The 26,743-nt window shown below is 32.1% G+C and carries 22 protein-coding genes and 1 tRNA gene; 14 read left to right on the forward strand and 9 right to left on the reverse strand.

The window, feature by feature from the left end; translation table 11 throughout:
• The 3 genes from RBR53_11135 to RBR53_11145 all read right to left on the reverse strand — a co-directional run.
• Window positions 1-811: hypothetical protein (locus tag RBR53_11135; GenBank protein ID MDY0133207.1), on the reverse strand; the 811-nt coding region annotated here is incomplete at its 3' end.
• A 41-nt stretch (window positions 812-852) separates the two neighbouring features.
• Window positions 853-1,275, reverse strand: coding sequence for a hypothetical protein (locus RBR53_11140; protein ID MDY0133208.1), 423 nt, complete (start codon window positions 1,273-1,275; stop codon window positions 853-855).
• The gene (locus RBR53_11145; GenBank protein MDY0133209.1) at window positions 1,272-2,000 is read right to left on the reverse strand and encodes a ParA family protein; all 729 of its coding nucleotides are present in this window, start codon (window positions 1,998-2,000) and stop codon (window positions 1,272-1,274) included. Before RBR53_11145 ends, RBR53_11140 begins: the two co-directional genes overlap by 4 nt.
• A gap of 38 nt (window positions 2,001-2,038) precedes the next feature.
• Between RBR53_11145 and RBR53_11150 the strand changes: the two genes are divergently transcribed.
• The 9 genes from RBR53_11150 to RBR53_11190 all read left to right on the forward strand — a co-directional run bounded on the left by RBR53_11150 (window position 2,039) and on the right by RBR53_11190 (window position 13,494).
• A complete protein-coding gene (locus RBR53_11150; GenBank protein MDY0133210.1) occupies window positions 2,039-4,087 on the forward strand; it encodes an SUMF1/EgtB/PvdO family nonheme iron enzyme in 2,049 nt (682 codons plus the stop codon).
• 16 nt (window positions 4,088-4,103) lie between these two features.
• Window positions 4,104-5,210 carry an aminopeptidase P family protein gene (locus RBR53_11155; protein ID MDY0133211.1) on the forward strand — a complete coding sequence of 369 codons (1,107 nt, stop codon included), beginning with the start codon at window positions 4,104-4,106 and terminating at the stop codon, window positions 5,208-5,210.
• 6 nt (window positions 5,211-5,216) lie between these two features.
• A complete protein-coding gene (gene xerD / locus RBR53_11160) occupies window positions 5,217-6,116 on the forward strand; it encodes a site-specific tyrosine recombinase XerD (protein MDY0133212.1) in 900 nt (299 codons plus the stop codon).
• A 1-nt stretch (window position 6,117) separates the two neighbouring features.
• A complete protein-coding gene (locus RBR53_11165) occupies window positions 6,118-7,668 on the forward strand; it encodes a PfaD family polyunsaturated fatty acid/polyketide biosynthesis protein (protein ID MDY0133213.1) in 1,551 nt (516 codons plus the stop codon).
• A gap of 37 nt (window positions 7,669-7,705) precedes the next feature.
• Window positions 7,706-8,941 carry an ACP S-malonyltransferase gene (locus RBR53_11170; GenBank protein MDY0133214.1) on the forward strand — a complete coding sequence of 412 codons (1,236 nt, stop codon included), beginning with the start codon at window positions 7,706-7,708 and terminating at the stop codon, window positions 8,939-8,941.
• 5 nt (window positions 8,942-8,946) lie between these two features.
• Window positions 8,947-9,462 carry a hypothetical protein gene (locus tag RBR53_11175; GenBank protein MDY0133215.1) on the forward strand — a complete coding sequence of 172 codons (516 nt, stop codon included), beginning with the start codon at window positions 8,947-8,949 and terminating at the stop codon, window positions 9,460-9,462.
• Window positions 9,455-10,120, forward strand: a complete 666-nt coding sequence (locus RBR53_11180) for a hypothetical protein (GenBank protein ID MDY0133216.1) — start codon at window positions 9,455-9,457, stop codon at window positions 10,118-10,120. The genes RBR53_11175 and RBR53_11180 overlap by 8 nt, the downstream gene beginning before the upstream one ends.
• Window positions 10,113-11,900, forward strand: a complete 1,788-nt coding sequence (locus RBR53_11185; protein ID MDY0133217.1) for a sigma 54-interacting transcriptional regulator — start codon at window positions 10,113-10,115, stop codon at window positions 11,898-11,900. Before RBR53_11180 ends, RBR53_11185 begins: the two co-directional genes overlap by 8 nt.
• 208 nt (window positions 11,901-12,108) lie before the next feature.
• The gene (locus RBR53_11190) at window positions 12,109-13,494 is read left to right on the forward strand and encodes an acetyl-CoA hydrolase/transferase C-terminal domain-containing protein (protein ID MDY0133218.1); all 1,386 of its coding nucleotides are present in this window, start codon (window positions 12,109-12,111) and stop codon (window positions 13,492-13,494) included.
• Window positions 13,495-13,615: 121 nt separating this feature from the next.
• On the opposite strand, the gene RBR53_11195 is transcribed toward RBR53_11190, so the two are convergent.
• Both RBR53_11195 and glpK read right to left on the reverse strand, forming a co-directional pair.
• Window positions 13,616-14,140, reverse strand: a complete 525-nt coding sequence (locus RBR53_11195) for a gamma carbonic anhydrase family protein (GenBank protein ID MDY0133219.1) — start codon at window positions 14,138-14,140, stop codon at window positions 13,616-13,618.
• Between the two features lie 80 nt (window positions 14,141-14,220).
• Window positions 14,221-15,726, reverse strand: coding sequence for a glycerol kinase GlpK (gene glpK, locus RBR53_11200; GenBank protein MDY0133220.1), 1,506 nt, complete (start codon window positions 15,724-15,726; stop codon window positions 14,221-14,223).
• A gap of 320 nt (window positions 15,727-16,046) precedes the next feature.
• On the opposite strand from glpK, the gene RBR53_11205 reads away from it, so the two are divergent.
• The 3 genes from RBR53_11205 (at window position 16,047) to RBR53_11215 (ending at window position 21,285) form a co-directional block, all read left to right on the forward strand.
• Complete coding sequence (locus tag RBR53_11205; GenBank protein ID MDY0133221.1) at window positions 16,047-16,496, forward strand: hypothetical protein; 450 nt, start codon at window positions 16,047-16,049, stop codon at window positions 16,494-16,496.
• Between the two features lie 298 nt (window positions 16,497-16,794).
• Window positions 16,795-18,030 (forward strand): exonuclease SbcCD subunit D C-terminal domain-containing protein, encoded by a 1,236-nt coding sequence (locus tag RBR53_11210; protein ID MDY0133222.1) that lies wholly within the window; start codon window positions 16,795-16,797, stop codon window positions 18,028-18,030.
• Between the two features lie 15 nt (window positions 18,031-18,045).
• A complete protein-coding gene (locus RBR53_11215) occupies window positions 18,046-21,285 on the forward strand; it encodes an AAA family ATPase (GenBank protein MDY0133223.1) in 3,240 nt (1,079 codons plus the stop codon).
• Between the two features lie 23 nt (window positions 21,286-21,308).
• Here RBR53_11215 and RBR53_11220 read toward each other — a convergent pair whose 3' ends face one another.
• Complete coding sequence (locus RBR53_11220) at window positions 21,309-21,644, reverse strand: multidrug efflux SMR transporter (protein MDY0133224.1); 336 nt, start codon at window positions 21,642-21,644, stop codon at window positions 21,309-21,311.
• A 168-nt stretch (window positions 21,645-21,812) separates the two neighbouring features.
• On the opposite strand from RBR53_11220, the gene RBR53_11225 reads away from it, so the two are divergent.
• A complete protein-coding gene (locus tag RBR53_11225) occupies window positions 21,813-22,094 on the forward strand; it encodes a cytochrome c (protein MDY0133225.1) in 282 nt (93 codons plus the stop codon).
• Window positions 22,095-22,125: 31 nt separating this feature from the next.
• Here RBR53_11225 and RBR53_11230 read toward each other — a convergent pair whose 3' ends face one another.
• The 3 genes from RBR53_11230 to RBR53_11240 all read right to left on the reverse strand — a co-directional run bounded on the left by RBR53_11230 (window position 22,126) and on the right by RBR53_11240 (window position 24,538).
• A complete protein-coding gene (locus RBR53_11230; GenBank protein ID MDY0133226.1) occupies window positions 22,126-22,911 on the reverse strand; it encodes a patatin-like phospholipase family protein in 786 nt (261 codons plus the stop codon).
• An 8-nt stretch (window positions 22,912-22,919) separates the two neighbouring features.
• Window positions 22,920-24,362 (reverse strand): cardiolipin synthase, encoded by a 1,443-nt coding sequence (cls, locus tag RBR53_11235; GenBank protein ID MDY0133227.1) that lies wholly within the window; start codon window positions 24,360-24,362, stop codon window positions 22,920-22,922.
• 100 nt (window positions 24,363-24,462) lie between these two features.
• A tRNA-His gene (locus RBR53_11240) sits at window positions 24,463-24,538 on the reverse strand.
• Between the two features lie 290 nt (window positions 24,539-24,828).
• Between RBR53_11240 and selB the strand changes: the two genes are divergently transcribed.
• Complete coding sequence (selB, locus tag RBR53_11245) at window positions 24,829-26,739, forward strand: selenocysteine-specific translation elongation factor (protein ID MDY0133228.1); 1,911 nt, start codon at window positions 24,829-24,831, stop codon at window positions 26,737-26,739.
• Window positions 26,740-26,743 lie beyond the last annotated feature (4 nt).

A 26,743-nucleotide genomic window follows, 5' to 3' on the forward strand; every position in this document is an offset into this window, starting at 1 on the left:
CTTCTTTCTGGACTTCTTCTTTCTGGACTTCTTCTTTCTGGACTTCTTCTTTCTGGACTTCTTCTTTCTGGACTTCTTCTTTCTGGACTTCTTCTTTCTGGACTTCTTCTTTCTGGACTTCTTCTTTATTAAAAGAACCAAAAACAGATTTTACCTGAACTTTTTTAAACACAGCCTTTTCTTCAGAATTTCTCGACTTTCTAAGCTGACTAAGCCTTTCCTTTAAAGCTTTACTGCTTACTGCCTTTTTTTCAGACAAAGGAGTTTGAAAAAATTGAAATGCTTTTGCAGATTCACTGCTTTTTTTCTTTCCTCTTAATTTAAGAGTTTGGTAAAAAACTTCTTTTCCTTCAGCAAGACTTTTTCTATCAGAATAAACCTCTTCAATTGTCTGAACTATATAAGCTATAAAGTTTATACCCTGCATCTCCGGAAAAATGCTGTTAATAAAATCAACTATTTTATAAGCTGTGTCAGAAGGTTTTATTTCTGAATCAACTTCAACAATAAATCCAAGGGTAAAAAGTTCTTCAATAGTATCAAAAACAACTCGATCAACACCTATCCCCACACTTTCTATATCATCAACAAAACTGTCTTTAGTATATCTGTCAGGAGGAGACTTTGGAAAATCCTTTATTTCATTTTCTCTTTCCACTAAAAGGATCAGGCAGGACAACACAGGGATATTAAGACTGAAGTTTGGAGGAAGAACTGATAGATCAATTCTTTCCTTAAAATATGTTTTAAGAGTCTTGTCAAACTCTGTTCTAAAATAAAAAAATTCAGGATGCTTTGAAGAATTAGTCATGAGATTACCTTAAAGTTTTATTCAATTATAGCACTGAAAACCTATTCATTTTCATCAATGTTTATTTCATCAATCATACCAGCAAGTTCTTCAGCCATGGGATTTTTTTCAGTTGGCTGAAGACTTGATTCATCTTTAACAAGGTTTTCTTCTAATTCTTCATTTTCATCAAAAATATCTGATGATTCTTCCTCTTCTTCCCCTGCCGCAGAAATGTCTATACATTCCCCCAGCCTGTCAAAAATAACTGACAAAGTGATTTTCACATCAAAATTAAGCTTATATGCAATCTTATTTCCATGGACAACAAGATCTCCATTATTAAACTCAACATCTTCCTGAAGTTTTATATTGTGTTTTTCCTTAAGTTTTTTTTCTATTACTTCCCAGTCAAGCTCTGCAATTATTGCATCTAAAAGTTCTTTTTCACCTGTTTCAATAGACTCTTTTCTAGCAATTTTCATGAATTTTCTCCTTTTATTATCAATTTAGCTAAATCAATAAAACAAACAAATGACTTATCCATTACATCGTCTAAAATACACCCTGAAGGATTTATCTTTAAATTAATCAAATCACTAAATGGGATTACACAATCCAAAACATGGCGTTGGAAAAGAAAAAAGGCATGTTTTTTAAATAGATCTGATAACTTTGAATCTTTAAAAACCTTATTAAGTAAAAATCCTGAAAAAACCGGTTTCCCGTTATTTTCTTCCTTGATCCACTCTATTTTAGCAAACATTGGAGCCAAAGAATCAAAAGAGCTGGGATCTGTTTCTATGGGGATAATATATTCATCGGAAATTGCTGTGAAAAAATCAAAGCTACTCAAAAGAGTGCTTTGTGAGTCACAGATTATATAATTATAATTGAACTTTAAATACTTTTTAAGAAAAAAAACAGAGTCTTTATCTTCTTCAACATCATAAAATGAATTATCTAAAACTAAAACATCAAGGTCTGGAAGGATTGTTTCAAAACCTGAACAAGAAAACTTTTCTAGTTTTTCAAACTTAAGTTTTTTTACAATTCTATTTTTAGTTAGTTTTTCAAACTCAAAATTACTCTTATAAGTAAGATAAAGAGTTTTTTTACCAACAAGAGACAAAGCACAGGAAAGGTTGAATGAAATAATAGTTTTGCCGCTTTTGCTATTGTGGTTTATTATAGAAATAATTTTGCTCATTTTTTATTCACTTTCAATTCAACTCCAGGAGATTATAATTGGCTTCCAGTATAACTTTAGAAGGAATTGACAAAGCTTTAGAAAATTTAGGATATTACACAAAATCCTCACCCAAGTCAAAATTTCTAAAAATTATAAGAAGTTTCTATGAAAAAAGTGATAATCTAAATAAAATTAAGCAAATACCACTTGAATCAATTATTTCTCTTATCTGGGACATTCCTCTTGAAAACAAGTCAAAAATAAATTCACGTAAAAAAAATGCTTTAAGCCTTAGAAACACTATAAATAAAGATCTTCAAAAACTATTTGACTCAGAACTAAATCCTGAAGGAATAGTAATTAATGATAATAACATATTTTCCATGTCTGACAATGCAAGAGAAAAACTTTTATCTTCTTTTACCAAGCCATTTGGAGATGAAAACAAAGTATCTCTTTCCCATATTTCCCAGGTTCTAAATTCTATAAAAGAATTCCTTGAAAAACAAAGAGAAAAAGGCCTGGATGAAATAGGATTTGACAGTATTAATTCCCTTCTTTCAGATATTGAAACATCTTTTGAAAACCAGACAGATTCAGGCTCTAACGATGATAATGAAGAAGAAACCCCGGGAAAAAGAACCATAACAATAGAACTTGATGAAGGTGAAGAAATTGAAGAAGTTTTTGAAGATGATGAAGAATTTGAGGATTCTGAAATTATTGAACTGGATGAAGATCAAGAACTTATTGACTCTGAAAATGAAGTTTTAGATGAAGAAATTGACAGACTTTCAGATGAAAAAGACCTTGAAGATTCTGAAATTATTGAGCTTGATGAAGACGAAGAACTTATTGATTCTGAAATTATTGAGCTTGATGAAGACGAAGAACTTATTGATTCTGAAGCTATTGAACTAGATGAAGACGAAGAACTTATTGATTCTGAAGTTATTGAACTAGATGAAGACGAAGAGCTTATTGATTCTGAAGTTATTGAACTAGATGAAGACGAAGAACTTATTGACTCTAACGATGAAGTTTTAGATGAAGACCTTGAAGAAATTGACAGACTTTCAGATGATGAAATTATAGATGATGAACTTGAAGATTCTGAAGTTATTGAACTAGATGAAGACGAAGAGCTTATTGAAGCAGATGAAATTGAACTTGGGGAAGACGAAGAATTAGTTGATGCTGATAAAGAAGAACATAAACTCATTGAACTGGGCCTTCCCTCAGAAAGCCTTGGTGAATTTGAAACCTATCTTGAAAAACACAATATTGAAACCCAAAATCTTTTATCTGAAAAGTTTGACAGTTATCTTGGAGCAATGGACAGATATTATAACCAATTTCTCTTAATTGAAAAAAACAAATACAAAACAGGGAGCCCCTACCCTTCTTCAAATTTAAAACCTGAGTCAAAAATAAGTTTAAATGAATTTTTTATTGGAGCCTTTCCAATAACCAATGCTTTGTTTGAAGTTTTCATAGAAAAAACAGGATATAAAACCACGGCAGAAGAAAAAGGGTTTTCAACAGTTTTTGAATCAAGATACAAATCAGAATATGATTATAAAGCAGGAAAACAAAAATCTATTCTAAGCTCCACAGGAAAAAGCAGTACAATAAGGGGAGCAGCCTGGTATCAGCCTTTTGGCCCTGGAAGCGGACTCCATAAAAAAAGAAGTCATCCTGTTGTTCATATTTCTTTAAAAGATGCACTTTCATTTTCAGCCTGGATTGGGAAAAAACTTCCAACAGAGGATCAATGGGAAGCAGCAGCAAGAACAAAAAAAGGATTTCCTTTTCCCTGGGGAAATCAATGGAAAGAAAATTCCTCAAACACAGAAAACTGCGGTCTTGGAGATACATCTCCTGTTGATGAATATATTGAAGGAATAAATTCAAATAAAATTTCAGATACTTTAGGCAATGTATGGGAATGGACAATAACATCAATTGAAAAAACTGATAAAACTTTTTATATTGCAAAAGGAGGAAGTTTTGTGTCAGATCAAAGGGTGAGATTATGGTCAAGATATTTTGTAAAATCTGATTTTACATCAAATATTCTTGGGTTCAGATGTATTGCCGATTAATACTGGAGATCTAACTTTGGATAAAATAGAAAAAAGAATAAAAAAAATAAGAAAAACCTTTGATAAAAATCAAATAGACGGGATTTTAATTTTTATAGAAGAAAACAGATTCTACTTAAGCGGATTTCAAGGAGAAGACTCTCAGTTTGACGAAACAGCAGGAATTTTAGCAATAGGAAAAGAAAAACTTGTTCTTGCAACAGATTCACGATTTACAACTGAAGCTGAGGCAAATTCCCCCTTATATGAAATCTTTTGCTATAAAAAAGGCCTTTCAAAGGAAATAGTAGAAATCCTTGAAGCTGCCCAGATAAAAAAAGCCGGGTTTGAATCAGCCAGGGTAAGTGTTGACTGGTTTGATAAAATGAATGCTTCAATTAAAAAAAGTAAAAAAGATTTATCTTTAAAACCTGTTTCTGGAATTGTTGAAAAATTAAGGCAAGTAAAAGATGAAGATGAAATTAAAACAATAAAAACAGCCCTTGAAATTGCAGAAAAAGGACTTCTTGAAATAAAAAAAGACTTAAAACCAGGAATTACAGAATATGAAGCTGCCTGGCTTCTTGAAAAAACCTTAAGAGAAAAAGGTGCCAACGGTCTTTCATTTTCAACAATTACAGCTTCAGGAAAAAACTCTGCCAAACCCCATGCAATTCCATCGAACAACACTTTTAAAACAAAAGAACCTGTTCTTTTTGACTGGGGAGTAATTATTGACAGGTATTGTTCAGACATAACAAGAAGCTTTTATATTGAAGAAACAGATTCAAAGTTTGAAGAAATTTTTAAAATTGTAAGAAAGGCACAAATTGCAGGAACAAATGCAATTAAAGCCGGAGTTAAGGCAAAAGACGTTGATTTTGCAGCAAGAAAAATTATTGAAGATGCCGGATATGGAAAATTCTTTGGACACGGACTTGGCCATGGAGTTGGAATGGCAGTTCATGAGGCTCCAAGGCTAAGCCCTTTAACAGATGAAATCCTTAAAGAAGGAATGGTTGTAACTGTTGAGCCAGGAATTTACCTTCCAGACTGGGGAGGAATAAGACTTGAAAATATGGTTGTTGTAAGAAAAGACGGGGCTGAAACTCTTAATACTACAACACCTGAAGATTTTCTTTAATTCATAATGAAAAATTCAGACAACGACTCAATTGAACAATTTTATCAGTATTTGATGATAGAAAAAGGACTTTCTCCTGAGACCTTATCAGCATACAGCTCTGATATTATGCAATTTGTTGATTTTCTTAAAACAAATTCAAAAAGCAATATTATTTCAGCCACAAGAGAAGACATTTCAAATCACCTTGTTTTTCTGGCTGAAAAAGAAATAAGTCCAAGTTCAAGGGCAAGACATCTTGTAAGTTTAAGAGGTCTTTACAATTTCTTTGTTTCAGAAGAAATTATCAATTCTTCCCCTGCCGCAAAAATTGACTTACCAAAATGCGGACTTAAGCTTCCCAATTTTCTAAGTCTTGAAGAAATTAAAAGTCTCCTTGATTCACCAGATAAAACTAAACCTACTGGAATAAGGGATAATGCAATTATAGAACTTTTATATGCTTCAGGAATAAGAGTTTCGGAACTTACAGGGCTTCAAAAGGAAAACTTTTTTTTAAATCCTGGCTATATCAAGGTTTTTGGAAAAGGAAGCAGGGAAAGAGCTGTTCCTGTGGGAAGTTATGCAATAGAAGCTGTATCAGAATATCTTGAGCACTCAAGAAGCAGGCTGCTGAAAAACAAAACCTCATCCTATCTTTTTGTTGGACAAGGGGGAAAACCCCTTACAAGACAGGCAATCTGGAAGCAGCTTAAAATTTATGCTAAAAAAGCTGGGATTAAAAAAAATGTATCTCCCCATATTTTAAGACATTCTTTTGCCACCCATCTTCTGGAGGGAGGAGGAGATTTAAGATCTGTTCAGCTAATGCTTGGCCACGCAGATCTTGCAACCACTCAAATTTATACCCATGTTTCAAAATCTCAATTAAAAAAAATTCATGATAAATTTCATCCGAGAAAGTAAAATGATAAAATTAACCAATTCAAATTCCAAAAAAATTTTAGAGTTGTTAAAAAAATTTGATAAAAACCTATATATTTATAATCCCAAATATTTGGAAGTTATAAATACTGAATGTAAATCTGATACAAAATCAAACTTATTCATTTCAGAAGCGCCTGTAAAAAACCCAACTCTTATAATCCCAAAATTTAAATTTAATTCCCAAAGAAAATTCATGGAAAGATTTAATCTTAGTTACCCCTATATTGCAGGAGCCATGGCAAAAGGGATTTCATCTGTAAAAATGGTTAAAGAATTTTCAAAAAACGGATTTATGGCTGATTTTGGCTCTGCCGGGCTTTCAAATGAAGATATTTTAAAAACAGCTGATATTTTAAAATCAAAATGCAAAAGATTTTCCATCAATATTATTAATATTCCAGGCAATCAGGAAAATGAATTAAAACTTTTAAAAAACCTTGTATTAAAAAAAATAAATATAATAACTGCTGGAGCATATATTAGAATGACTCCCGGACTTGTTTATTTCAGGGTTAAGGGAGTAAAAAAAGAAAATGGTAAAATTATTGTTCCAAATAAAATTATTGCTAAAATTTCAAGAAAAGAAATTGCCAAAACTTTTATGTCTCCGCCCCCTGAAAAAATTTTAAAAAAACTTTTAAAAGAAAAACTTATCAGTGAAAATGAAGCTGAACTTGCCAAAGAAATTCCAATTTCATCTGATATTATCTGCGAAGCTGATTCCGGAGGCCATACTGACAACCAACCTGCAATCTGCCTTTTTCCTGAAATTTATTATTTAAAAGAAAAATTTCAAAAAAATTACCCTGACATTCCTATTTATTTAGGGCTGGGCGGAGGAATATCCACTCCCCAGTCGGTTTTATCAGCTTTTTCAATGGGAGCTGATTTTGTAGTTACAGGCTCAATTAATCAGTCCTGTATTGAAGCTCAAACTTCAGATATTGTAAAAGAAATGCTTTCTAATGCAAATCAAGGCGATTTTGGCCTTGCTCCTTCAGCAGATACTTTTGAATCTGGAGGAAAAGTTCAGGTTTTAAAAGCTAAATCTATGTTTGTGCTTAGGGCAAAACTTCTTGAAAAAATATATAATGAGTCTAGTTCAATTGGTGATATTCAAAAAAAAGATTTAGATTATCTGGAATCAAAAATTTTCAAACATTCTCTAAACAAAGAATGGGAATTAACAAAAAAACATTTTAACAAGATCAACCCCTCAATTATTGAAAAAGCAGAAAACAACCCAAAAAAGAAATTAGCTTTAATTTTCAAATCTTATCTTGGCCAGTCTTCATGGTGGGCAATCAAAGGTGTTGAAGATCGAAAAGATGATTTTCAAATCTGGAGCGGGCCTTCAATGGCAGCTTTTAATACTTTTGCAAAAAACACAAAATTTGAAAACTTTAAAAACAGATCCGCTCCTGAAATTGCAAAAGCTCTTTTAGAGGGAGCAGGAGTTCTTTCAAGGATTAATTTTATAAATAACCTTGATATTGATATAAATTTTGATTTAAAAGAGCTTTACACCTAAACTAAAGATTAAAATTTAAAAACCTAAGGGGTATAAATTGACTATAAAGATTCTGACTGTTTCTTCAGACTCAGTTGAAGATTTAAAATCAAAAATAAAAAATAATGATTTTTCTTTTTCAAAAACAAATAAAATCAAAGCCTCATTTTTAAAAACAGATTCAAACAACTTTTTAAATGAACTTGAATCTGTTTCAGATAAAACAGAAGACTTAATAAAAACCGAAAATATGTTTTTATATTCAGGTAAAAACCTTGATAAAAAAGCCTTTTTATTTCCTGGTCAGGGAAGTCAGTATGTATATATGGGAAAAGAAATTAAAAAGATTTTCAAATCAGACTTTTTTGAAAGGGCAGATAAGATTTTCAATAAAATAAACGATAAAAAAAGCCTTAACTCTCTTATTTATTACGTAGATAAAGATAAAAAAGATGTCAAGGAAGAGCTGACAAACACAGAAAACGCTCAGCCTGCCATAGGGCTTGTTTCTGCTTTTTATCAAAACGTTTTAAATCAGTTCAATATTTTCCCACAAGCTTCAGCAGGACACAGCTTTGGTGAACTTACAGCCCTTTACTCTGCAGGAGTTCTTGATTTTGATGAGTTTATATTTCTTTCATCAAAAAGAGGAAAAATAATGGCGGAAAGCTCAAAAGGAAAAGATGCCGGTAAAATGATGGCGGTTTTAGGCTCCATGGATAAAATTGAAAAGGTAATAAAAGAAGAAAATCTTGAGCTTACAATTGCAAATCATAATAGCCCAAAACAAAATGTTGTATCAGGAAGAAGTGATGAAATTGAAAAAGCATCAAAAGTTTTCAGAAAACACAAATTAAGAGGGATTATTCTTCCTGTTTCAGCGGCTTTTCACTCTCCCCTTGTAAAAGAAGCCTTAAGGCCTTTTACTGAAACTCTTGAAAAAACAAACTTTAATTCGCCAAAAATACCTGTTACTTCAAATGCGTCAGGAGTTTTTCACAGCAATAACACTGATAAAATCAAAGATTCTCTTTCAAAGCAGCTTACAAACCCTGTTCTATTTACAAAAAACTTAGATACTCTATATAATGACAGAATAAGATTTTTCATTGAATCAGGGCCCAAAAAAGTTCTTTCAGATCTTGGAAGACAATCCCTTGATAAAAATAAATGTTTTTTTATCTCTATAGATGAGTCAGGAGGAAAAGAACCTGTAAAAGATCTTGCAAAAGTCCTGGCTCTTTGTGCAGTCCTTGGATTTGATCCTGACCTAAAAAAATGGAATGAAATTTAATTAAAATGGAAAATGCAAAAATATTATATAAAAGATATATTGAGCTTGAAAAGGTCTTAAATCTTTTTTGCAAAAACTTTGATTATTGCTATCCTTTTTGCATAAAAAAAGAATTGGAAACAAGCGAAATTGCAGTTGGATGCTGTAAAAACAAATATTACAAAAAATACGATTTAGACATTTTATCCTATGAGATTTTAAAAACAGAAAGGGAAAAAATTTACGGCCCTCCTTCAAATTATGAACATATAAAAACTTTAAGTCCATGTGAATATCATAGTCCATCAGGATGTGTGTTAAAAACCCATAAAAGCCCTGTTTGCAATGCTTTCTTCTGCCCTGAATCAATTGAATTTTTAAGGAAAAAATACAATATTTTCAATTGTGACTATCTTGGGATTTATTATGGACTGGAATGGACTTTAGACGGAACTTTCAGTGAAAAGCAGTATTTGGAATTTAAAACAGAACTTATTGAAATGAATAAAAAAATATCTGGAAAGGCTTTATATCTTGAATAAAATACTTTTGGAAATCTTTGATTTTTTTAAGGCAAACTTAAGGATGATAGCTGTTATTGTAGCAATTACAGAACTTCCTCTTATTGTTATTGATAATCTTTTTGTTAAATATAAACAAACAAATTTAAATTTTTTAATTTTAATACTTGGAATACTTGTAATTGCAATTTCCAATGCTGCCATGACTATTTTATTTTCAACAATATTAAACAAAACACCTGTGGATATGAAAAAAATCTTTTCCATCTCTCTTTCATATCTTCCAAAAATGATAACAGCAGTGCTTTTATACGGACTCTTAATCATTGCCGGAATTTTCCTTTTTATTATTCCAGGGCTGATAATCGGGGCTAGGCTTTCACTTTATAATTATTATCTAATCTATGAACAAATGGAACCTATTGATGCCCTAAAAGCAAGTTTTTATGCAACAAAAGGAGCTACTCTTGAAGTTACAACTATTTTTCTGGTAATTTTCCTTGTTTCCACTCTGCCCTATCTCATTGTTGCAAATTATCTTAATATAATAAATATCTTCAATCCTTTTGTATTGATAATAACAGATTTTATTTTTTCTATAATAGGAACTCTTGTGCTTGTTTTAACCTTCAGACTTTATTGTATGGTTAAAGAAGAAAAAGGGATTAACTTTGGATGAACAAAAGAAAAAAGAAAAAACCAATCTTTTAAATGAAGTAAAACGTCTCAAGGAGAGCGAAGCTGTTTTTCGATACCTTTTTGAAAAATCCATGGCTCCATCTATTCTTATTGAAGATGATATGACCATTTCCATGGCAAATCAAAAAGCAAAAGAACTTTTTGGATTTGGAGAAAACAAAAAAGAAGGTTTTGTAAAATGGCCTGAATTCATTGACAAAAAAGATATTGAAAGGATGCAAAAATACCATAGAGTAAGAAGAATAAGTGAAGAACTTGCCCCCCAGGAATACGAGTGCAGACTTATAGACGGCCATGGCAAACTCCAACATATTTTTATAAAACTTGACATGATAAAAGGCACAAAAACAAGCCTTGCAACCTTTGTAAACATTACTTCAAAAAAGCTGGCTGAAAAAACCCTCCAGGAAAGAGAAGAAGAATTAAGTGCAATAATTGATCATGTAAAAGGATTTATTTATACAGTATTTCCAAATTATAAAATAGAATTTGCAAATTATGCCCTCATTAAAAGAATAGGAAAGGACATTATAGGAGAAACCTGTTACAAAGCAATTTTCAATAATGACTCCCCTTGTTCTTTCTGCCCCATAAAAAAAGTATTTAAAGGTGAAAGTTCAAAACATGAATTCAAGGGCTTAAGAGATCAAAGATGGTATTGTTCAATTTCAAGTCCTATTTGTGATATTTCAGGAAACACCTTAAAACAGCTTTCAATAATTACAGACATTCATGAAATAAAAATTGAAGAAGAAAGACAAAGACTTTTAAAAACAAATCTGGCAAAGGAAAACCTAAGGCTTAAAGCATCAATAAAAGAAAGATACAGATTTGGAAAAATAATAGGAAAGTCTGCTGCAATGCAAGACGTTTATCAAAGAATTTTAAAAGCGGCAACAAGTGAGGCAAACGTAATTATTTATGGAGAATCTGGAACCGGAAAGGAACTTGTTGCAAAAACAATTCATGAATTAAGCTCACGCAGAAACAAAAAATTCATTCCTGTAAACTGCGGAGCAATTCCGGAAAATCTAATGGAAAGCCAGTTTTTTGGATATGCAAAAGGAGCCTATACAGGAGCTGAAAAATCAACCAAAGGTTTTCTTGAAGAAGCCCACCAGGGTACTCTTTTTCTCGATGAAATAGGAGAAATCCCCCACTCACTTCAAATAAAGCTTTTAAGAGCCATTGATGAAGGTGGATTTTCACCCCTTGGAACAACAGAAATCATAAAACCAGATCTAAGAATAATTGGGGCTACAAACAAGAACCTAAAAAACTTAGTTGAAGAAAATCTTATCAGGGAGGACTTTTTTTACAGAGTTCATATAATTCCAGTTCGTCTTCCTCCCTTGAGAAATAGAAAAGAAGATATTCCTTTTTTATGTGAATCTTTTTTAAATGAAATCAGTAAAAACTCTCCCCGGCTTACCCCTGAAATCCTTGATATTTTACAAAACCATCACTGGCCGGGAAACATAAGAGAGCTTAAAAATACAATCCAAAGATTTGTTACTCTTGGAGAAGAAGCCATCAGCTTTTCAGGAAAAACAAAACTGAGAAAAAAAACTGAGTCAAGTAAAGAAAAAATTGAATCTTTTGGGAACCTTAAAACCAGCCTGAAACATTATGAGCAACTGTTAATAAAATCAGCCCTGGAACAAAACAACTTTCACAGGGGTAAAACAGCTGATTTTCTTGGAATAACCAGAAGAACATTGGAAAGAAAAATGCTTGAATTTGATTTAAGAGAAGATTGACCTACGACAACATTGTCGGTACAAGCGACATTATTGTCGCAAAACCCATTTTTTCTGAAAAAATACGAACATTTTGTCGCAAGACACCACCCCAACATCTTCAGCTAAACAAATAAAATCAACATCTTCAAACAGTTAAACAAGCAGACCAAAACCTGGCATACAATTTGCAAATCTTACTATAAACACAATTTCATAGGAGGAGACCATGAAGCCAGGCTTAAAAGAAGAGTATAACTCAAAACTCTGCTCACCCGAAAAAGCTCTATCTGCAATCAAAGATGGGCATTGGATCGATTATGGTAACTTTTTATGTGCGCCTCTCTTTTTAGACAAAGAGCTTGCAAAGAAAAAAGGAAAATTAAAAGATATCAAAATCAGAGGTGTTGGCTTTCCCGGAATATCAGCTGCAGCCTCTAACGATCCCCAGCAGGAAACATTTTGTTATAACAATTGGCACTTTACAGCGGGTGACAGAATTTTACATGACATGAATTTATGTAATTACATCCCCATCCTTTATCATGAAGGTCCTGATTATTACAAAAAAAACGACGTAAAAGGAGATATTTTTATTGTAAGAACTACTGAAATGGATTCTTCAGGATATTTTAATTTTGGAGTTGCAAGTTCAGTTCAAAAGGCCCAGGCAGATGCCGCATCAATTATTATTGTTGAAGTTAATAAAAACATTCCATACTGCCCGGGTGGAATTAACGAATCAATTCATATAAGTCAGGTTGATTATATTGTTGAATCTGATCATGAACCTATGATTTCACTTCCAGATCCAAAGATTTCTGAAGAAGAAGAAAAAATTGCCCAATATATTGTAAATGAAATCCCTGACCGTGCCTGTATCCAGCTCGGAATAGGCGGAATGCCCGATGCTGTTGGAAGAATGCTTGCAAAATCTGACCTAAAAGATCTTTCCGTTCACAGTGAAATGCTTGTTGATGCCTTCATGCACATGTACAATTCAGGAGTTGTTACAAATAAATACAAGGAATTTTGCCCTGATAAAATGACTTATACTTTTGCACTTGGAAGCAAAAAGCTCTATGATTTTTTAGACAATAACCATTCATGTGCAAGCTATTCTGTAGATTATATAAATTCTCCAAACATAGTAGCTTCAATTTCAAATTTCATGTCAATAAACAATGCTATTGAAACTGATCTTTTTGGACAGATTTCATCAGAGTCTTCAGGAACAAGACAAATTTCCGGAACAGGCGGACAATTTGATTTCCATTATGGAGCCTATCACTCCAACGGCGGAAAAGCATTTATCTGTTTTACATCTACAACTACTCTTAAAAACGGTGAAAAAGTTTCAAGGATAAGACCTACCCTTAGCCCAGGAACAATAGTAACCCTTCCAAGAACTGCTGTTCACTATGTTGTTACTGAATACGGAATAGTATCTTTAAAAGGAAAATCAACCTGGGAAAGAGCTGAAGCTCTTATTTCAATAGCCCATCCCGATTTCAGAGAAGAACTAATAAAAGAAGCTGAAAAAATGAATATCTGGAAAAGATCAAATAAAATTAATGGTGAAAAATATTCATCATCTGTAAAAATAGCAAGCTAAACCTATATCCTGATAAACAAATCCTCCAATGTTTTCAGGTTATTTTTTGTTAAACCAACGGGCATATTCCGCTCTTGACACTCAAGAGCGGAATAAACTAAAAATAATTGGTTTTTCAAGCTTAGAAAACAAGCTTCATTCCATTTTCTAAATATTCTTTTGCTAAATCAATATAAAGCTGTTTTGCAAAATCCCAGAAATCAATATCCCTTTTTTCAACATTTCTTGCAAAAACAGCAGGATTTCCTGCAAAAACCTGATATTCTGGCACAACCTGCCGCATTTTTACAACAGAACCTTCAGCAATTATTGCCCTTTGCCCAACTTCAGAAAAAATACTTAAAACAGCACCCATTCCAACTACAGCATTATCCCCGATTTCTTTTCCATGAAGAATTGCACCATGACCTAAAGTAACTTTTTTACCAATATAAGCTGTTTCTCCTGGAGGGGAATGCACTATCACCCCTTCTTCAACAGCTGTTCCTTCTCCTATTATAATTTTGCCATAATCCCCTCTTAAAATTGCTCCATGCCCTATATAACAATTACTTTCTATTTCAACGTTGCCTATAATTACAGCTGTTTCACTAATATATGTGTTTTCACCATATTTTGGTCTCACACCTCTAAACTCATAAAGCATAAATAGCTCCTTATAATTGAATTTTTATTTTCCCAACTAAAAAGTTTAATTTTCAACCTATATCTTTTATTTACAAATTTTCAATCCTCTAACTTAAAACACATGGCTGCAAAAACCGCTTTTTTCCAGCCTTTATAAAGTGAATCTGATTTTTCTAAATCCATCTCAACTTCAAAAACCCTTTCAACTGCCCATTGTTTTGCAATTTCATTTTCATCCTTCCAAAAACCAACGACAAGCCCTGCTAGATAAGCAACTCCAAGGGCCGTTGTTTCAATACATTTTGGACGTTCAACCTTAGTTTTTAAAATATCACTTTGAAACTGAAGTAGAAAATTGTTTACACAAGCACCTCCGTCAACTCTTAACTTTTTAACGCTTATTCCTGAATCTGATTCCATTGCGGACAAAACATCCTTTGTCTGATATGCAAGGGATTCTAAATTTGCACGTATAAAATGCTCTTTTTGAGTACCCCTTGTAATCCCAAAAACCGCTCCTCTTGCATCACTGTCCCAATAAGGGGTACCAAGCCCAACAAATGCGGGAACAACATAAACTCCTTCAGTACTTTCTATCCTGTTTGCATAACTTTCACAGTCTGAAGCATTTCTAAACATTCTAAGACCGTCTCTTAACCATTGAATTGCAGAACCTGCCACAAAAACAGAACCTTCAAGAGCATAATTGACTTTACCGTCAATCTTCCAGGCAATTGTTGTAAGAAGTCCGTTTTTAGACTTTACTGCTTTTTCACCTGTATTCATAAGCATAAAGCAGCCGGTTCCATAGGTGTTTTTAGCCATTCCTTCACTAAAACAGGCCTGCCCAAATAAAGCTGCCTGTTGATCACCTGCCATTCCTGCAATTGGAATTTCATGCCCATAAAATGTTTCAGGAGTTGTATAACCATAAATTTGGGAAGACGGTTTTACTTGAGGAAGCATATTTTCAGGAATATCAAGATAATCAAGAAGTTCTTTATCCCATTTTAAATCATGGATATTATAAATTAAAGTTCTTGAAGCATTTGAATAATCAGTAACATGTACTTTTGAATTTGTAAGTTTCCAGGTAAGCCAGGTGTCTATTGTTCCAAAAAGAAGATCTCCTTTAACAGCCTTTTTTCTTGCATCTCCAACATTATCAAGAATCCATTTAATTTTTGTTCCTGAAAAATAAGGATCAAGAAGAAGACCGGTCTTATCTCTAAAGGTATTTTCCAGCCCTTTTGCCTTGAGTTCTTCACAAATATCTGCTGTCTGCCTTGATTGCCAGACTATGGCATTGTAAATAGGTCTTCCTGTGTTTTTATCCCAGACAACTGTTGTTTCTCTTTGATTGGCAATCCCTATTGCGGCAATTTCCTGGCCAGATACTTTTTTATGAGCCAATGCTTCAGCAACTACAGACTGAACAGAAGTCCAAATTTCCATTGCATCGTGTTCAACCCAGCCAGGCTTTGGAAAAATTTGAGCAAACTCTTTCTGGCTTATATTTATTATTTGTCCCGACCTATCAAAAACAACAGCTCTTGAGCTTGTAGTTCCTTGGTCTATGGCAAGAATATATTTTTTTTCAACCATGACTTTCTCCATATTTTCTTCTAAGCTTAATTAAAGTAGCAAAGACTAACTTTGTATCTGTTTGTAAATTTTTAATCAAAAGTTAATTATCAACATTTAAAGGTTTAATTTCCCAAACTAAAAGATAAAAAAAATTTGTAAAAAAAAGCAACCTACTTTACCCTAAAAACTTATCTCTTTTTTATTGTTTGAGATTAAATTAGGTGATAAAAAATTTTCCAGAAAAAATCAGGAAGTACTTTTAAAACTTTAATTTATATTATGGCAGATTAAATTAAAAAAAGCAGGATAAACAAATTTAACTTGCAAGGAATAATAAAGTGAGTATTTGTAAAAATATGGTGGATTTTAATGTTTCCATCTCAGACCAGGAAAAAGCACTCCATTACAAAATTATGGCTCATTACAATGACAAAGACATTTCAGGCAAGGCGGATATTTTTTTAAAAAAGCTTATCCACTACAAATCACAAAAATGTCAGAAGTGCTGCAGTGTGTATAAAGACTGTATTCACCACTCAATGAAAAATGAAGATATAATTGGTCATCTCAAGTTTTTTTACCCCAATGGATATGATTTTAAACAAGAAAATATGAGACATGGAGTAGGCCAAATAACCCTTGATCATATAATTGAAGATTTACTGAAAATTAATGGAAAAATGATCTATGTATTTTCCACAACAAAATTTATGGAAAATTTCCTAAAAAAGCATGATTTTGAGCATTCATCCCAGTTTGAATTTCAATATTATTTATACCTTCAATAAGCTACCAATTAATCTTTAAAAAAGCACCACTTGAATATATCTATCCTCTGATATATTAAAAAAGAATAAGTTAAATCTTTGCTCAAAAATCAAAAAAATATTTTGCAGGACAAAAAGATATCCATTCATAATTTTATAAAGCAAATGAGCAGACAATTTAGATCAAAGAAATTAATAAAAGTTGCCATTATGATATCTATTACAAAACTGAAAATCTTGGAGATTAAAGGCTGATTCCAGGCTCAGGTACAAAGCAAACCATAGACTTAAGAAATAAAAAAAGCAGGTGAATCTTAATATGAAAATCATCCACACCTCAGACTGGCATTTAGGACGATCTCTTTACGGAAGAAAAAGATACGATGAATTTAAAAATTTTCTTGACTGGCTTCTTGGAATTATTGAAAAGGAAAAAACAGATGCTCTCTTAATTTCAGGAGATATTTTTGATACCTCAACTCCTTCAAACAAAGCCCAGGAGCTTTATTATAATTTTATCTGCAAAGCTTCTTTAATTTGCAAAGGAATTGTAATTACAGCTGGAAACCATGATTCCCCTACTTTTTTAAATGCTCCAAAAACTCTTTTAAAAATATTAAATATTCATGTTAAAGGTTCAATTACAGAAAACCTGGAAGATGAAATTGTTGTTTTAAAAGACAAAGAAACTCCTTTTGCAATAATTTGTGCAGTTCCCTATTTAAGAGACAGGGATATAAGAACAGTAGAAGCTGGAGAAACAGCTGATGATAAAAACTTAAAACTTATCCTTGGAATAAAAAAGCATTATGAAAAAGTATGTTCACTTGCAAAAACAAAACAGGACAAATTAAAATCTAAAGGATATGAAAATATCCCAATTATTGCCATGGGCCATCTTTTTGCTGCAGGAGGAACAACTATAGAAGGGGATGGTGTAAGAGAGCTTTATGTTGGAACTCTTTCAAGAACAGGGGCTGATATTTTTCCTGATTTTCTTGATTACACAGCTCTTGGCCACCTTCATCTCCCTCAAAAAGTTTCAGGAAATGACCATATCCGCTATTGTGGATCTCCAATTCCAATGGGATTTGGAGAAGCAAATCAGACAAAAACAATAATTATTGCTGAATTTAAAAATAAAACTCCTAAAATAAAAGAAATCCCTGTTCCTGTTTTTCAACGCCTTGAAAGAATAAAAGGTTCAATTGATGAAATCTTTAAAAAAATTGAAAACTTAAAAAATCAAAACTCCAATGCCTGGCTTGAAATTGAATACACAGGTTCAGAAGTCCTGGGAAACTTAAGACAAAATATTGAAGAAAAAATTGAAAATACTGAACTTGAAATAAGACGGATTAAAAACAACAAAATAATTGAAAGTCTTAAAAGCTCTGCAAAACATGAGCAAACCCTTGACGATTTGGATCTTAACCAGGTTTTTGAAAAATGCCTTGAAACTTATGAAATTGAAGAAGATGAAAAACAAGAATTAATTTCTGCATACAATTATATAGTTAATAAAATTTTTGAAGAAGATAAAAATGCCGAATAAAAGCAGGTTAAAAAATTGAAAATACTTAAACTTTCCTTTCAAAATTTAAATTCTCTTTATGGAAAATGGGAAATTGACTTTAGTTCCCCTGAATTTGAGTCAAATTCTATTTTTGCACTTACAGGCCCCACAGGTGCTGGTAAATCCACAATTCTTGATGCAATTTGCCTTTCTCTTTACGGAGCCACTCCAAGGCTTGGAAAAATTACCAAATCAACCAATGAAATTATGTCAAGAAACACTGGAGAATGTTTTGCAGAAACAACATTTGAATCATCAAAAGGAAGATTTACCTGTCATTTTTATCAGCATAGAGCAAGAAAAAATCCCAATGGAAACCTTTTAGATTCAAAACATGAAATTTCAGATGCATTAACAGGAAAAGTAATTGAATCAAAAAAGCGTAAGGTTGCAATTGTAATTGAAGAAAAAACAGGAATGGATTTTGACAGATTTACCCGCTCTATTCTTCTTGCCCAGGGAGGATTTGATACATTTTTAAAAGCAGACCCTGAGCAAAAATCAAAAATACTAGAACAAATTACAGGAACTGAAATATATACTCAAATTTCAAAAAAAGTTCATGAAAAACAAAGGGAAGAAGAAAATAAATTAAACGAAATTAAAACCATAATTTCTCAAATCCAAATTCTTTCAAAGGAAGAGGAAGAAGAAATTTCAAAACATATTAAAATAAATCTTGAAAATGAAAAGCAGACTAAAATTCTTTTTGATGGGACCATAAAAAAGCTTAACTGGCTTAAAACAATAGAAAATCTTAGAAAAGAAATTCAGTCTGTTGTTAAAGAATATGAAATTCTTGAAAAAGAACTTGAAACTTTCAAACCCCAAAGAAAAAAAATTGAAGAAGGAAAAAAAGCATTAAATCTTCAGGCAAAATATGAAAACTTAAAGTCTGAAAGAAAAAACCAATTAAAAGATAAAAACAAATCAGAAGATTTAAAAATCCAGCTGCCCTTAAAAAAAGAGCTTCTTGATAGAAAAGAAAAGGAAATTAAAAATCTTGAAAAATTAACCAATGAATTAAAAAACCAATTAAAAGAACAAAAACCTGTTTTCCAAAAAATAAGGCTTTGGGATGAAAACATCAAAGAACTTGAAAAATCAATTAATAATAGTCAAAAAGATTATGATAAAGCCTTTTTTAAATTAAATGAAAACAAAGAGCTTTTCAAAAATAAAGAGCTTGAAATTAATAAAAAAGAAAATTCATTAAAAAAAATAGTTGAAAACCTTGAAGAAACAGAAATTGACGAATCATTGTTTGGTCTTGCTGGAACAATCAATGAAAAACTTGAAAATTTATCCTATTTTGAAAAAAACCATGAAAACCGGCTAGAATTTTTAAATAAAACCAGAGATAAACTTTCAAATAAAAACAAAATTCTTTTAAAAGAATCTGAATATAAAAATCAATTAAATTTAAACTTAGAAAAAATAAGAATTGAAAAAAAAGAAAAAAACAAGATTTTAAAAAATCTTTTGAACGGCAGACTTTTAAGGGAATACAGAGAAAAAAAAGAGTTTTATTTAAAGGAATTATATTATCAGGAAAAAATAATAAAGCTTGAAGATGAAAGAAAAAAACTTGAAAAAGGAAAGCCCTGCCCTTTGTGCGGTTCTTTAAGCCATCCTTATTGTGAAGAAAATATTTTAGAAATTAATGAAACCGAAAAAAAAATAAAAGAAATTGATCATTTAATTAAAAATGCAGAATCTTTGGAAACTCAAATAAAAGAATTAGAACAAAAAGAAAGCAAACTGAGTGAAAATTTAAATCTTGTTAAAAAAAACCAAGCTGTTTTTTCAAATGAAATAACAAATCTTAAAACTTTAATTAAATCCCTTGAAAATGAACTTGAAGATTTAAATAAAAACATAACTTCCCTTAAAAACAATCTTTTTAATGAATTAAAGCCTTTTGAAATAAATGACCTTAAAAATCCGGAAAAAATAAAATCAGAACTTAATAAAAAACTTGAAAAAAGAACAATTGCAAAAAAATCAAAGGAAGCTCTTGAGTCAGAACTTAATAAATTAAAACCAGATATTAAACATATTGAAGGACTTATTGAAACAGGCAATACCAACCTAAAAGAAAAAAAAGAAACTCTTGAAAAAATAAAAAATGAATGTCAGAAAAAACTGGAAACAAGAAATAATATATTTGGAACAAAAAACCCTGACATTGAAGAAGAAAAGTTTGAAACTAAAACTTTAAAAGCATTAGAAAATGAACAAAAGGAAAAGGAAAACTATTTAAAAGAAAAACAGAATCTAAAATCAATTCAAAAAAACATTGAATCCTTAAAAACAGAAATTGAAAAAAGAGAAAAATCTCTTTTAAAAATGGAGCATAATTTTACATTTGAGCTAAAAAATTCAGGTTTTGAAAATGAAAAAAGTTTCATTGAAAAAAGCTTATACATAAAAGAACTTGATGATCTTGAAAAAAAAGCAGCTAAACTTGACAATACAAAGGTTTCAATAGAGTCAAAAATAGATGACAGAACAAAAAGGCTTGAAACAGAACTTGAAAAAAACCTTACAGATTCACCCTTTGAAGAGCTTGACCAAAAAAGAATAGATCTTGATGAAAACTTAAAAACTCTTCAAGCTGAAACAGCAGAAAAAAATCACAAATTAAAAGAAAACAAAACCTCAATGAAAAAATCAGAAGAATTAATTGAAAATCTTGAAACACAAAAGTTCGAATATTCAAAATGGGGAAAGCTCCATCACCTCATTGGTTCAGCTGACGGGAAAAAATACAGAAATTTCGCCCAGGGGCTTACCTTTGAACTAATGGTAAGTCATGCAAATATCCAGCTTGAAAAAATGTCTGACAGATACCTTCTTCTAAGAGATAAAGATCAGCCTTTAGACCTTAATGTAATTGATAATTATCAGGCCGGAGAAATCAGATCCACAAAAAATCTTTCAGGAGGAGAAAGCTTTGTTGTAAGCCTTTCACTTGCACTTGGACTTTCAAAAATGGCAAGTGAAAAAGTAAGGGTGGACTCACTTTTTCTTGATGAGGGTTTTGGTACCCTTGATGATGATGCTCTTGATACTGCCCTTGAAACACTTGCTTCTCTGGAGGAGGAAGGAAAGCTTATAGGAGTTATTTCCCATGTATCTGCTTTAAAGGACAGAATACCTGTGCAAATTCAGGTAAATCCAGTCTTAGGAGGAAAAAGTTCTATTTCAGGCCCAGGATGCGTAAAGCTTTAAATCTTAAATATCACTTAAAAAAATCAAGCCCCTGATACTTTGGAAAACAGGTTAATCACCATAACTCCAGAAACTATAAGACCAAGTCCGCAAATAGCCGGCAAATCAAGTTTTTGCCCAAAAACAATCCAGGATGTAATTGTTATTAAAACAATACCAATTCCTGCCCAGATAGCATAAGCAACCCCAACTGGAATCACTTTAATAGAAAGAGATAAAAAATAAAAAGCAAACCCATAGCCGGTTATAACAACTAAAGATGGAATAAGCTTTGTAAATTCTTCACTTGCTTTAAGGGCTGATGTTGCAAAAACTTCACAAACAATTGCAATTGCAAGAAAAACCCAGTATTTTAACATTTAGACTCCAGAATCTTCTAAGTTTTAATTGTGCTTTTTCCCACACCTGATTATAATTGACAAATACTTACCAAGTAAAAAAGCATTGCCATTAATTTTTGTCAATCAGATTAACTTTGCAATCTTTTTTATAGTCAAACCCATACTCATAAATAAAAAGAGGTAAAAATGAAAAATTTCTTCAAAACAACATTGTGCTTTTTTGCTGGATCAACCATTGCAATTTCAACTTCTTTTGCTTTTAATGAGGGAACAGACAAAGGAGTTGCTAATATTTTAAATACACGATGTACTGCCTGCCACGGGATTGAAAAAGTAATGAAGGCAGACCATGATAAAAAAGGATGGGAAAACACCATAACAAGAATGAACAATAAGAAAAAGTTTGGTAAAAGACTTGACCCAAAACAAATTAAAGACCTGGCTGAATATATTTCAAGCATAAAATAGTTTTTTTCAATTTAAATAAATGATAAAAACTTTAAAACATTTTTTCAATTAACTTTTCTTGAAATTCCAGAACATCTTCAGAAACTGACAAAAGAATTTCCTCAGATTTATCAAAGTCAAGCACTCTAAAATTTTCAAGCCTTGGCTTTATATAAATCTCAGGGGGATTTCTTCTGATTTTTTCTGCTGTAATTGAAGTTTGCATGATCTGAAAAGTGTTTAAGAGAGTTCCAATTACACCTGCAAAATTATTATCAGATTTTGGAGTTTTTTCTCCTGAAACATCAATTGCGGCAACAAAGTCGCACTCTTCTCTAATTATATCAAAAGGAAGAGGGTTAACCACGCTTCCGTCAATAAGTATTCTTTTTCCTATTTTAACCGGAGAAAAAACTCCAGGCATGGAAATAGAAGCTCTTAAGGCAGGAATAAGAGGACCTTTGGAAAAAACAATTTGTTTTCTTTCCCAAAAATCAGCTGCAACAATTTTTAAAGGAATTTGAAGGTCTTCAAAATATTTTACTTTTAAATTTTCCTCTAAATATTTCTCCACCCCATCTCCGCTAAAAATACCTGATTGTTTGAACTTAAACAAATCCATAAATTTAAAAAGTCCCAAAAACTTAAGACCTTTTATTTTTTCATGGATTTCCTCCCCAGACATTCCAGAAGCATAAAAAGCACCGGCTACGGCCCCTATACTTGTCCCAGAAATTATTGAGGGAGTTAATTCAAGCTCGTCAAGAACTTTTAAAAAAGCAAGATGAGAAACTCCTTTAGCACCACCGCCTCCAAGAGAAATTCCAAGTTTTTTCATCAGCACTCCTATAAAACAGGTGAAAAAAGACTTGAAAGTCTTACTATCAACCTAAAAAACCAACTATTATGTTTTCTATCAGGGTAAACAACAAGTTCAGACATTAAAATATCTTGTTCAAGCATCATTGCCACATCCTCGGCAAAAGACTTATCTTTGACAAGAAAGTTCATTTCAAAATTAAGATAAAAAGATCTATTGTCAAGATTAGCACTTCCCACCCCTGCCCATTCATCATCAAAAAGAATCACCTTTTGGTGCATAAATCCAGGAGTATATCTGTAAACTTTTATTCCGTTTATAAAAAGTCTTGGAAGGTATGAAAAAGAAGCAAGATAAGGAATTTTTTTATCAGGAAGGCCCGGAAGGATTATTTTAACATCAACCCCTCTTAATGCAGCAAGTTGTAAAGCTTCAACAATAGAATGATCCGGCACAAAATATGGACTTGTAATCCAGATTCTCTTTTCAGCGGAGCCTATGGCATTGAGAAAAAAAAGAAGACAGGTGTCCAGCCTATGACTTGGATCTGTAGGAACTGGAAGAGCAGATACATCTCCCTTTTCAGAAATATAAGCCTTGTTTGAAAGTTCAAGAACTTTCCTTGAAGCCCAAAACCAGTCTGAGATAAATGTAAGCTGAATTCCTAAAACTGAAGGTCCTTCAATATAAACATGGGTATCTCGCCATTCGCCGTACTTCCTTGTTTTTTGAACATACTCCTTACCTACGTTGTGTCCTCCTACAAAAGCTGATTTCCCGTCTATAACAACAATCTTTCTATGATTCCTGAAATTAAGCTGAAATCTGTTTCTTTTCCCCCTTGTAGTAAAAAAGGGTCTTATATCAACCCCTGCTGACTTAAGCTCATTAATATAATTCTTACCCAGCTTTCTTGAGCCAATTTCATCATAGATAAAATAAATTGAAACTCCCTGATTGGCTTTTTTTACAAGAATGTCTTTTAATTTTTTTCCAATTAAATCATTTCTTACAATAAAAAACTCAATCAAAACATAAGATTTTGAATTTTCAATAGAATGAAAAAGTGCTTCAAAAGTAGCTTTACCATTAATTAAAAGTTCTACGTAGTTACCTGAAGTAAAAGGCATCCCTGCAATATATGAAAAAACATTTGAAATACTTTTATCCTCTTCTGATTCATGGGTTAATGCAAAAGAATGTTTTTTCATTTCATAAAGAATTCTTCCAGCAAGATTACTTGAAAGCATATTCCCTGCTCTTAATGCCTCAACATAACCATTGAATCTATTCCTGCCGAAAAGCCAATACAAAGGAAGACCAAGCCAGGGAAAAGTTATGAGCACAATTGCCCAGGCAATCGCACCCTGTGAAGTTCTTGAATTAAGGACAGAATGAAGTGCAGTCAATATTCCTGTAATTTCAACAATAATAAAAATTGATGCATAAACAGCTGCAAAAAAAGACAATTACCAGCCTCATGAATTAAGTATTAAGAGAGTTTGAATTATTAAGAAATTGTACAATAAGTATTGTAATTTACAAATTTATTTTTTGGAAGGAATGTTATGGGGTGAGTGAAGGGGCTCGAACCCTCGACAACCAGGACCACAACCTGGGGCTCTGCCAGCTGAGCTACACCCACCATAATAACAAGAATTGTTTAACAGGTAGTTTTCTTTTAGGCAAGTCTTTTTTTAGTATTTATCAAATTTTCTTCTGGAACAAGGTATTTTTGCAAATGATCCTTGCTAACAAAAGTATCAACATTGACCCCTTAGACATAATATATTAATCTTACAAAACTTAAACAAAACAATCTTTAGATAAAAAACTATAATATTGTGATTGACCTGAAACTAAAATTTTTGTTTAAGTTCTAAATAACAATTGAAATCAAACAATTTAAACACCGAAAGCAGAGGTGTAAAAATAGTGAAAGAATTAATACTTGGTACCGCAGGGCATATAGATCATGGAAAGACAAGCCTTGTAAAGGCACTTACAGGAACCAATACTGACAGGCTGAAAGAAGAACAAAAACGAGGGATAACAATAGAGCTTGGATTTGCTTCTCTTGACCTCCCTGAAGGAACCCATCTTGGAATTATTGATGTTCCCGGGCATGAAAAGTTTGTCAAGAATATGGTTGCAGGAGCCTCAGGAATTGATCTTGTTGCAATGATAATTGCAGCTGATGAAGGAGTAATGCCTCAAACAAGGGAACACATGGATATCTGCTCTTTGCTCGGTATCAGACACGGGCTTACAATTGTAACAAAAGCAGATCTGGTTGATGAGGAATTAAAAGAGCTTGCTAAAGATGATATTAATGATTTTATTCAAGGTACTTTTCTTGAAGATTCACCTGTAATCTTTGTCTCCTCCCACACAGGAGAAGGTTTTGATGAATTAAAAAAAGAACTTGAAAAAATCTCCAATCAAATTCCATCCAAAGAAAAATCATGGTTTTATAGACTCCCCATAGACAGAGTTTTCACAATGAAAGGGTTTGGAACCATAATCACAGGTACTTCACTTTCAGGTGAAATTGAAATAGGAGAAACTATTACAATTTATCCTAAAGGGACAAAAACTAAAGTAAGGGGACTTCAAACCCACAACCAAAATGTTGAAAAAGCTTTTGCAGGAATGAGAACCGCTGTAAACCTTCAGGGAATTTCAAAGGGTATGATTGAAAAAGGGGAAATAATTGCAACAAAAGACTCGCTCACCCCTTCATATATGATTGACGCCTACTTCACCTATCTTAGTTCAAACAAAAAACCTTTGAAAAACAGAACAAGAATAAAATTTCACTCTGGCACCTCTGAAAACATGGGGAATATTATTTTGCTAGATAGGGAATTTGCCGAACCAGGAGAAACTATTCCTGTCCAATTCAGACTTGAATCTCCTGTTTGCTGCGTCAAAAACGATGGATTTGTTGCAAGATCCTATTCCCCTGTCTACACTCTTGGCGGCGGATTTGTACTAAATCCAGTTCCCGCAAAACACAAGCGATTCAATGAAGAGACAAAAGAACTTTTTGAAAATCTAAAAAACGGTTCCACACCTGAAAAAATTCTTGCTGTTATTAAAAATTCAGGATTTAGAGGAAGTGATTTAAGACAGCTTTCCATCTGTACCCAAATTCACGGAAAAAAACTTGATCAAGAAATTTCTCTTCTTCTTTCAAAAAATTTAATAGTCACTACCGATAAAGAAAATCCAAAATATTTCCATAAAGATATTTTTGAAACAATTTGCAATGAAATCAAATTAAAAATTGAAGATTTTCATAAAAAAAATCCAATGAAGGAAGGAATAAATAAGGATGAGCTTATCCATCTCCTTAAAAAAGGGATAAATGATAAAATATTTTTAAAAGGAATAAATTCTCTTGTCAAATCAGGAGAAACTATAATGGATAAAAATATAATAAGACTTTCAGCTCACAAGATATCGGTACAAAAGGACATAAAAGATATAAAAAACAAAATTGTCAATGAATATAAAACTTCAGGGCTGACTCCCCCTTATTTTAAAGAGATGGAAAAAAAATACAGCCTTGATAAGAATACTGCAATTGATGTTCTATCACTGATCTTAAAAGAAAATCTTCTTGTCAAAGTTAAAAACGACCTCTTTTTTTATTATCAAGGGATTGAAAACCTCAAAAAAAATGTTATTAAATACTTTGAAGATAATCAGGAAATGACAGCACCTGATTTTAAAGATATAACCGGCGGAGTTTCCAGAAAATATCTAATTCCGCTTCTTGAATACCTTGATATGGAAAAAATCACCATTCGAATTGGTGATATCAGAAAATTAAGAGGATAAATAT

The sequence above is a fragment of the Desulforegulaceae bacterium genome, from assembly GCA_034006035.1.
GTDB lineage: Bacteria > Desulfobacterota > Desulfobacteria > Desulfobacterales > JACKCP01 > JACKCP01.

Excerpts from the sequence above, each read along its gene's own strand:
- RBR53_11140 (MDY0133208.1), bottom strand. The coding sequence starts at position 1,275 with ATGAAAATTGCTAGAAAAGAGTCTATTGAAACAGGTGAAAAAGAACTT.
- RBR53_11145 (MDY0133209.1), bottom strand. The coding sequence starts at position 2,000 with ATGAGCAAAATTATTTCTATAATAAACCACAATAGCAAAAGCGGCAAA.
- xerD (MDY0133212.1), top strand. The coding sequence starts at position 5,217 with ATGAAAAATTCAGACAACGACTCAATTGAACAATTTTATCAGTATTTG.
- RBR53_11165 (MDY0133213.1), top strand. The coding sequence starts at position 6,118 with ATGATAAAATTAACCAATTCAAATTCCAAAAAAATTTTAGAGTTGTTA.
- RBR53_11175 (MDY0133215.1), top strand. The coding sequence starts at position 8,947 with ATGGAAAATGCAAAAATATTATATAAAAGATATATTGAGCTTGAAAAG.
- RBR53_11190 (MDY0133218.1), top strand. The coding sequence starts at position 12,109 with ATGAAGCCAGGCTTAAAAGAAGAGTATAACTCAAAACTCTGCTCACCC.
- RBR53_11195 (MDY0133219.1), bottom strand. The coding sequence starts at position 14,140 with ATGCTTTATGAGTTTAGAGGTGTGAGACCAAAATATGGTGAAAACACA.
- glpK (MDY0133220.1), bottom strand. The coding sequence starts at position 15,726 with ATGGTTGAAAAAAAATATATTCTTGCCATAGACCAAGGAACTACAAGC.
- RBR53_11210 (MDY0133222.1), top strand. The coding sequence starts at position 16,795 with ATGAAAATCATCCACACCTCAGACTGGCATTTAGGACGATCTCTTTAC.
- RBR53_11220 (MDY0133224.1), bottom strand. The coding sequence starts at position 21,644 with ATGTTAAAATACTGGGTTTTTCTTGCAATTGCAATTGTTTGTGAAGTT.
- RBR53_11225 (MDY0133225.1), top strand. The coding sequence starts at position 21,813 with ATGAAAAATTTCTTCAAAACAACATTGTGCTTTTTTGCTGGATCAACC.
- RBR53_11230 (MDY0133226.1), bottom strand. The coding sequence starts at position 22,911 with ATGAAAAAACTTGGAATTTCTCTTGGAGGCGGTGGTGCTAAAGGAGTT.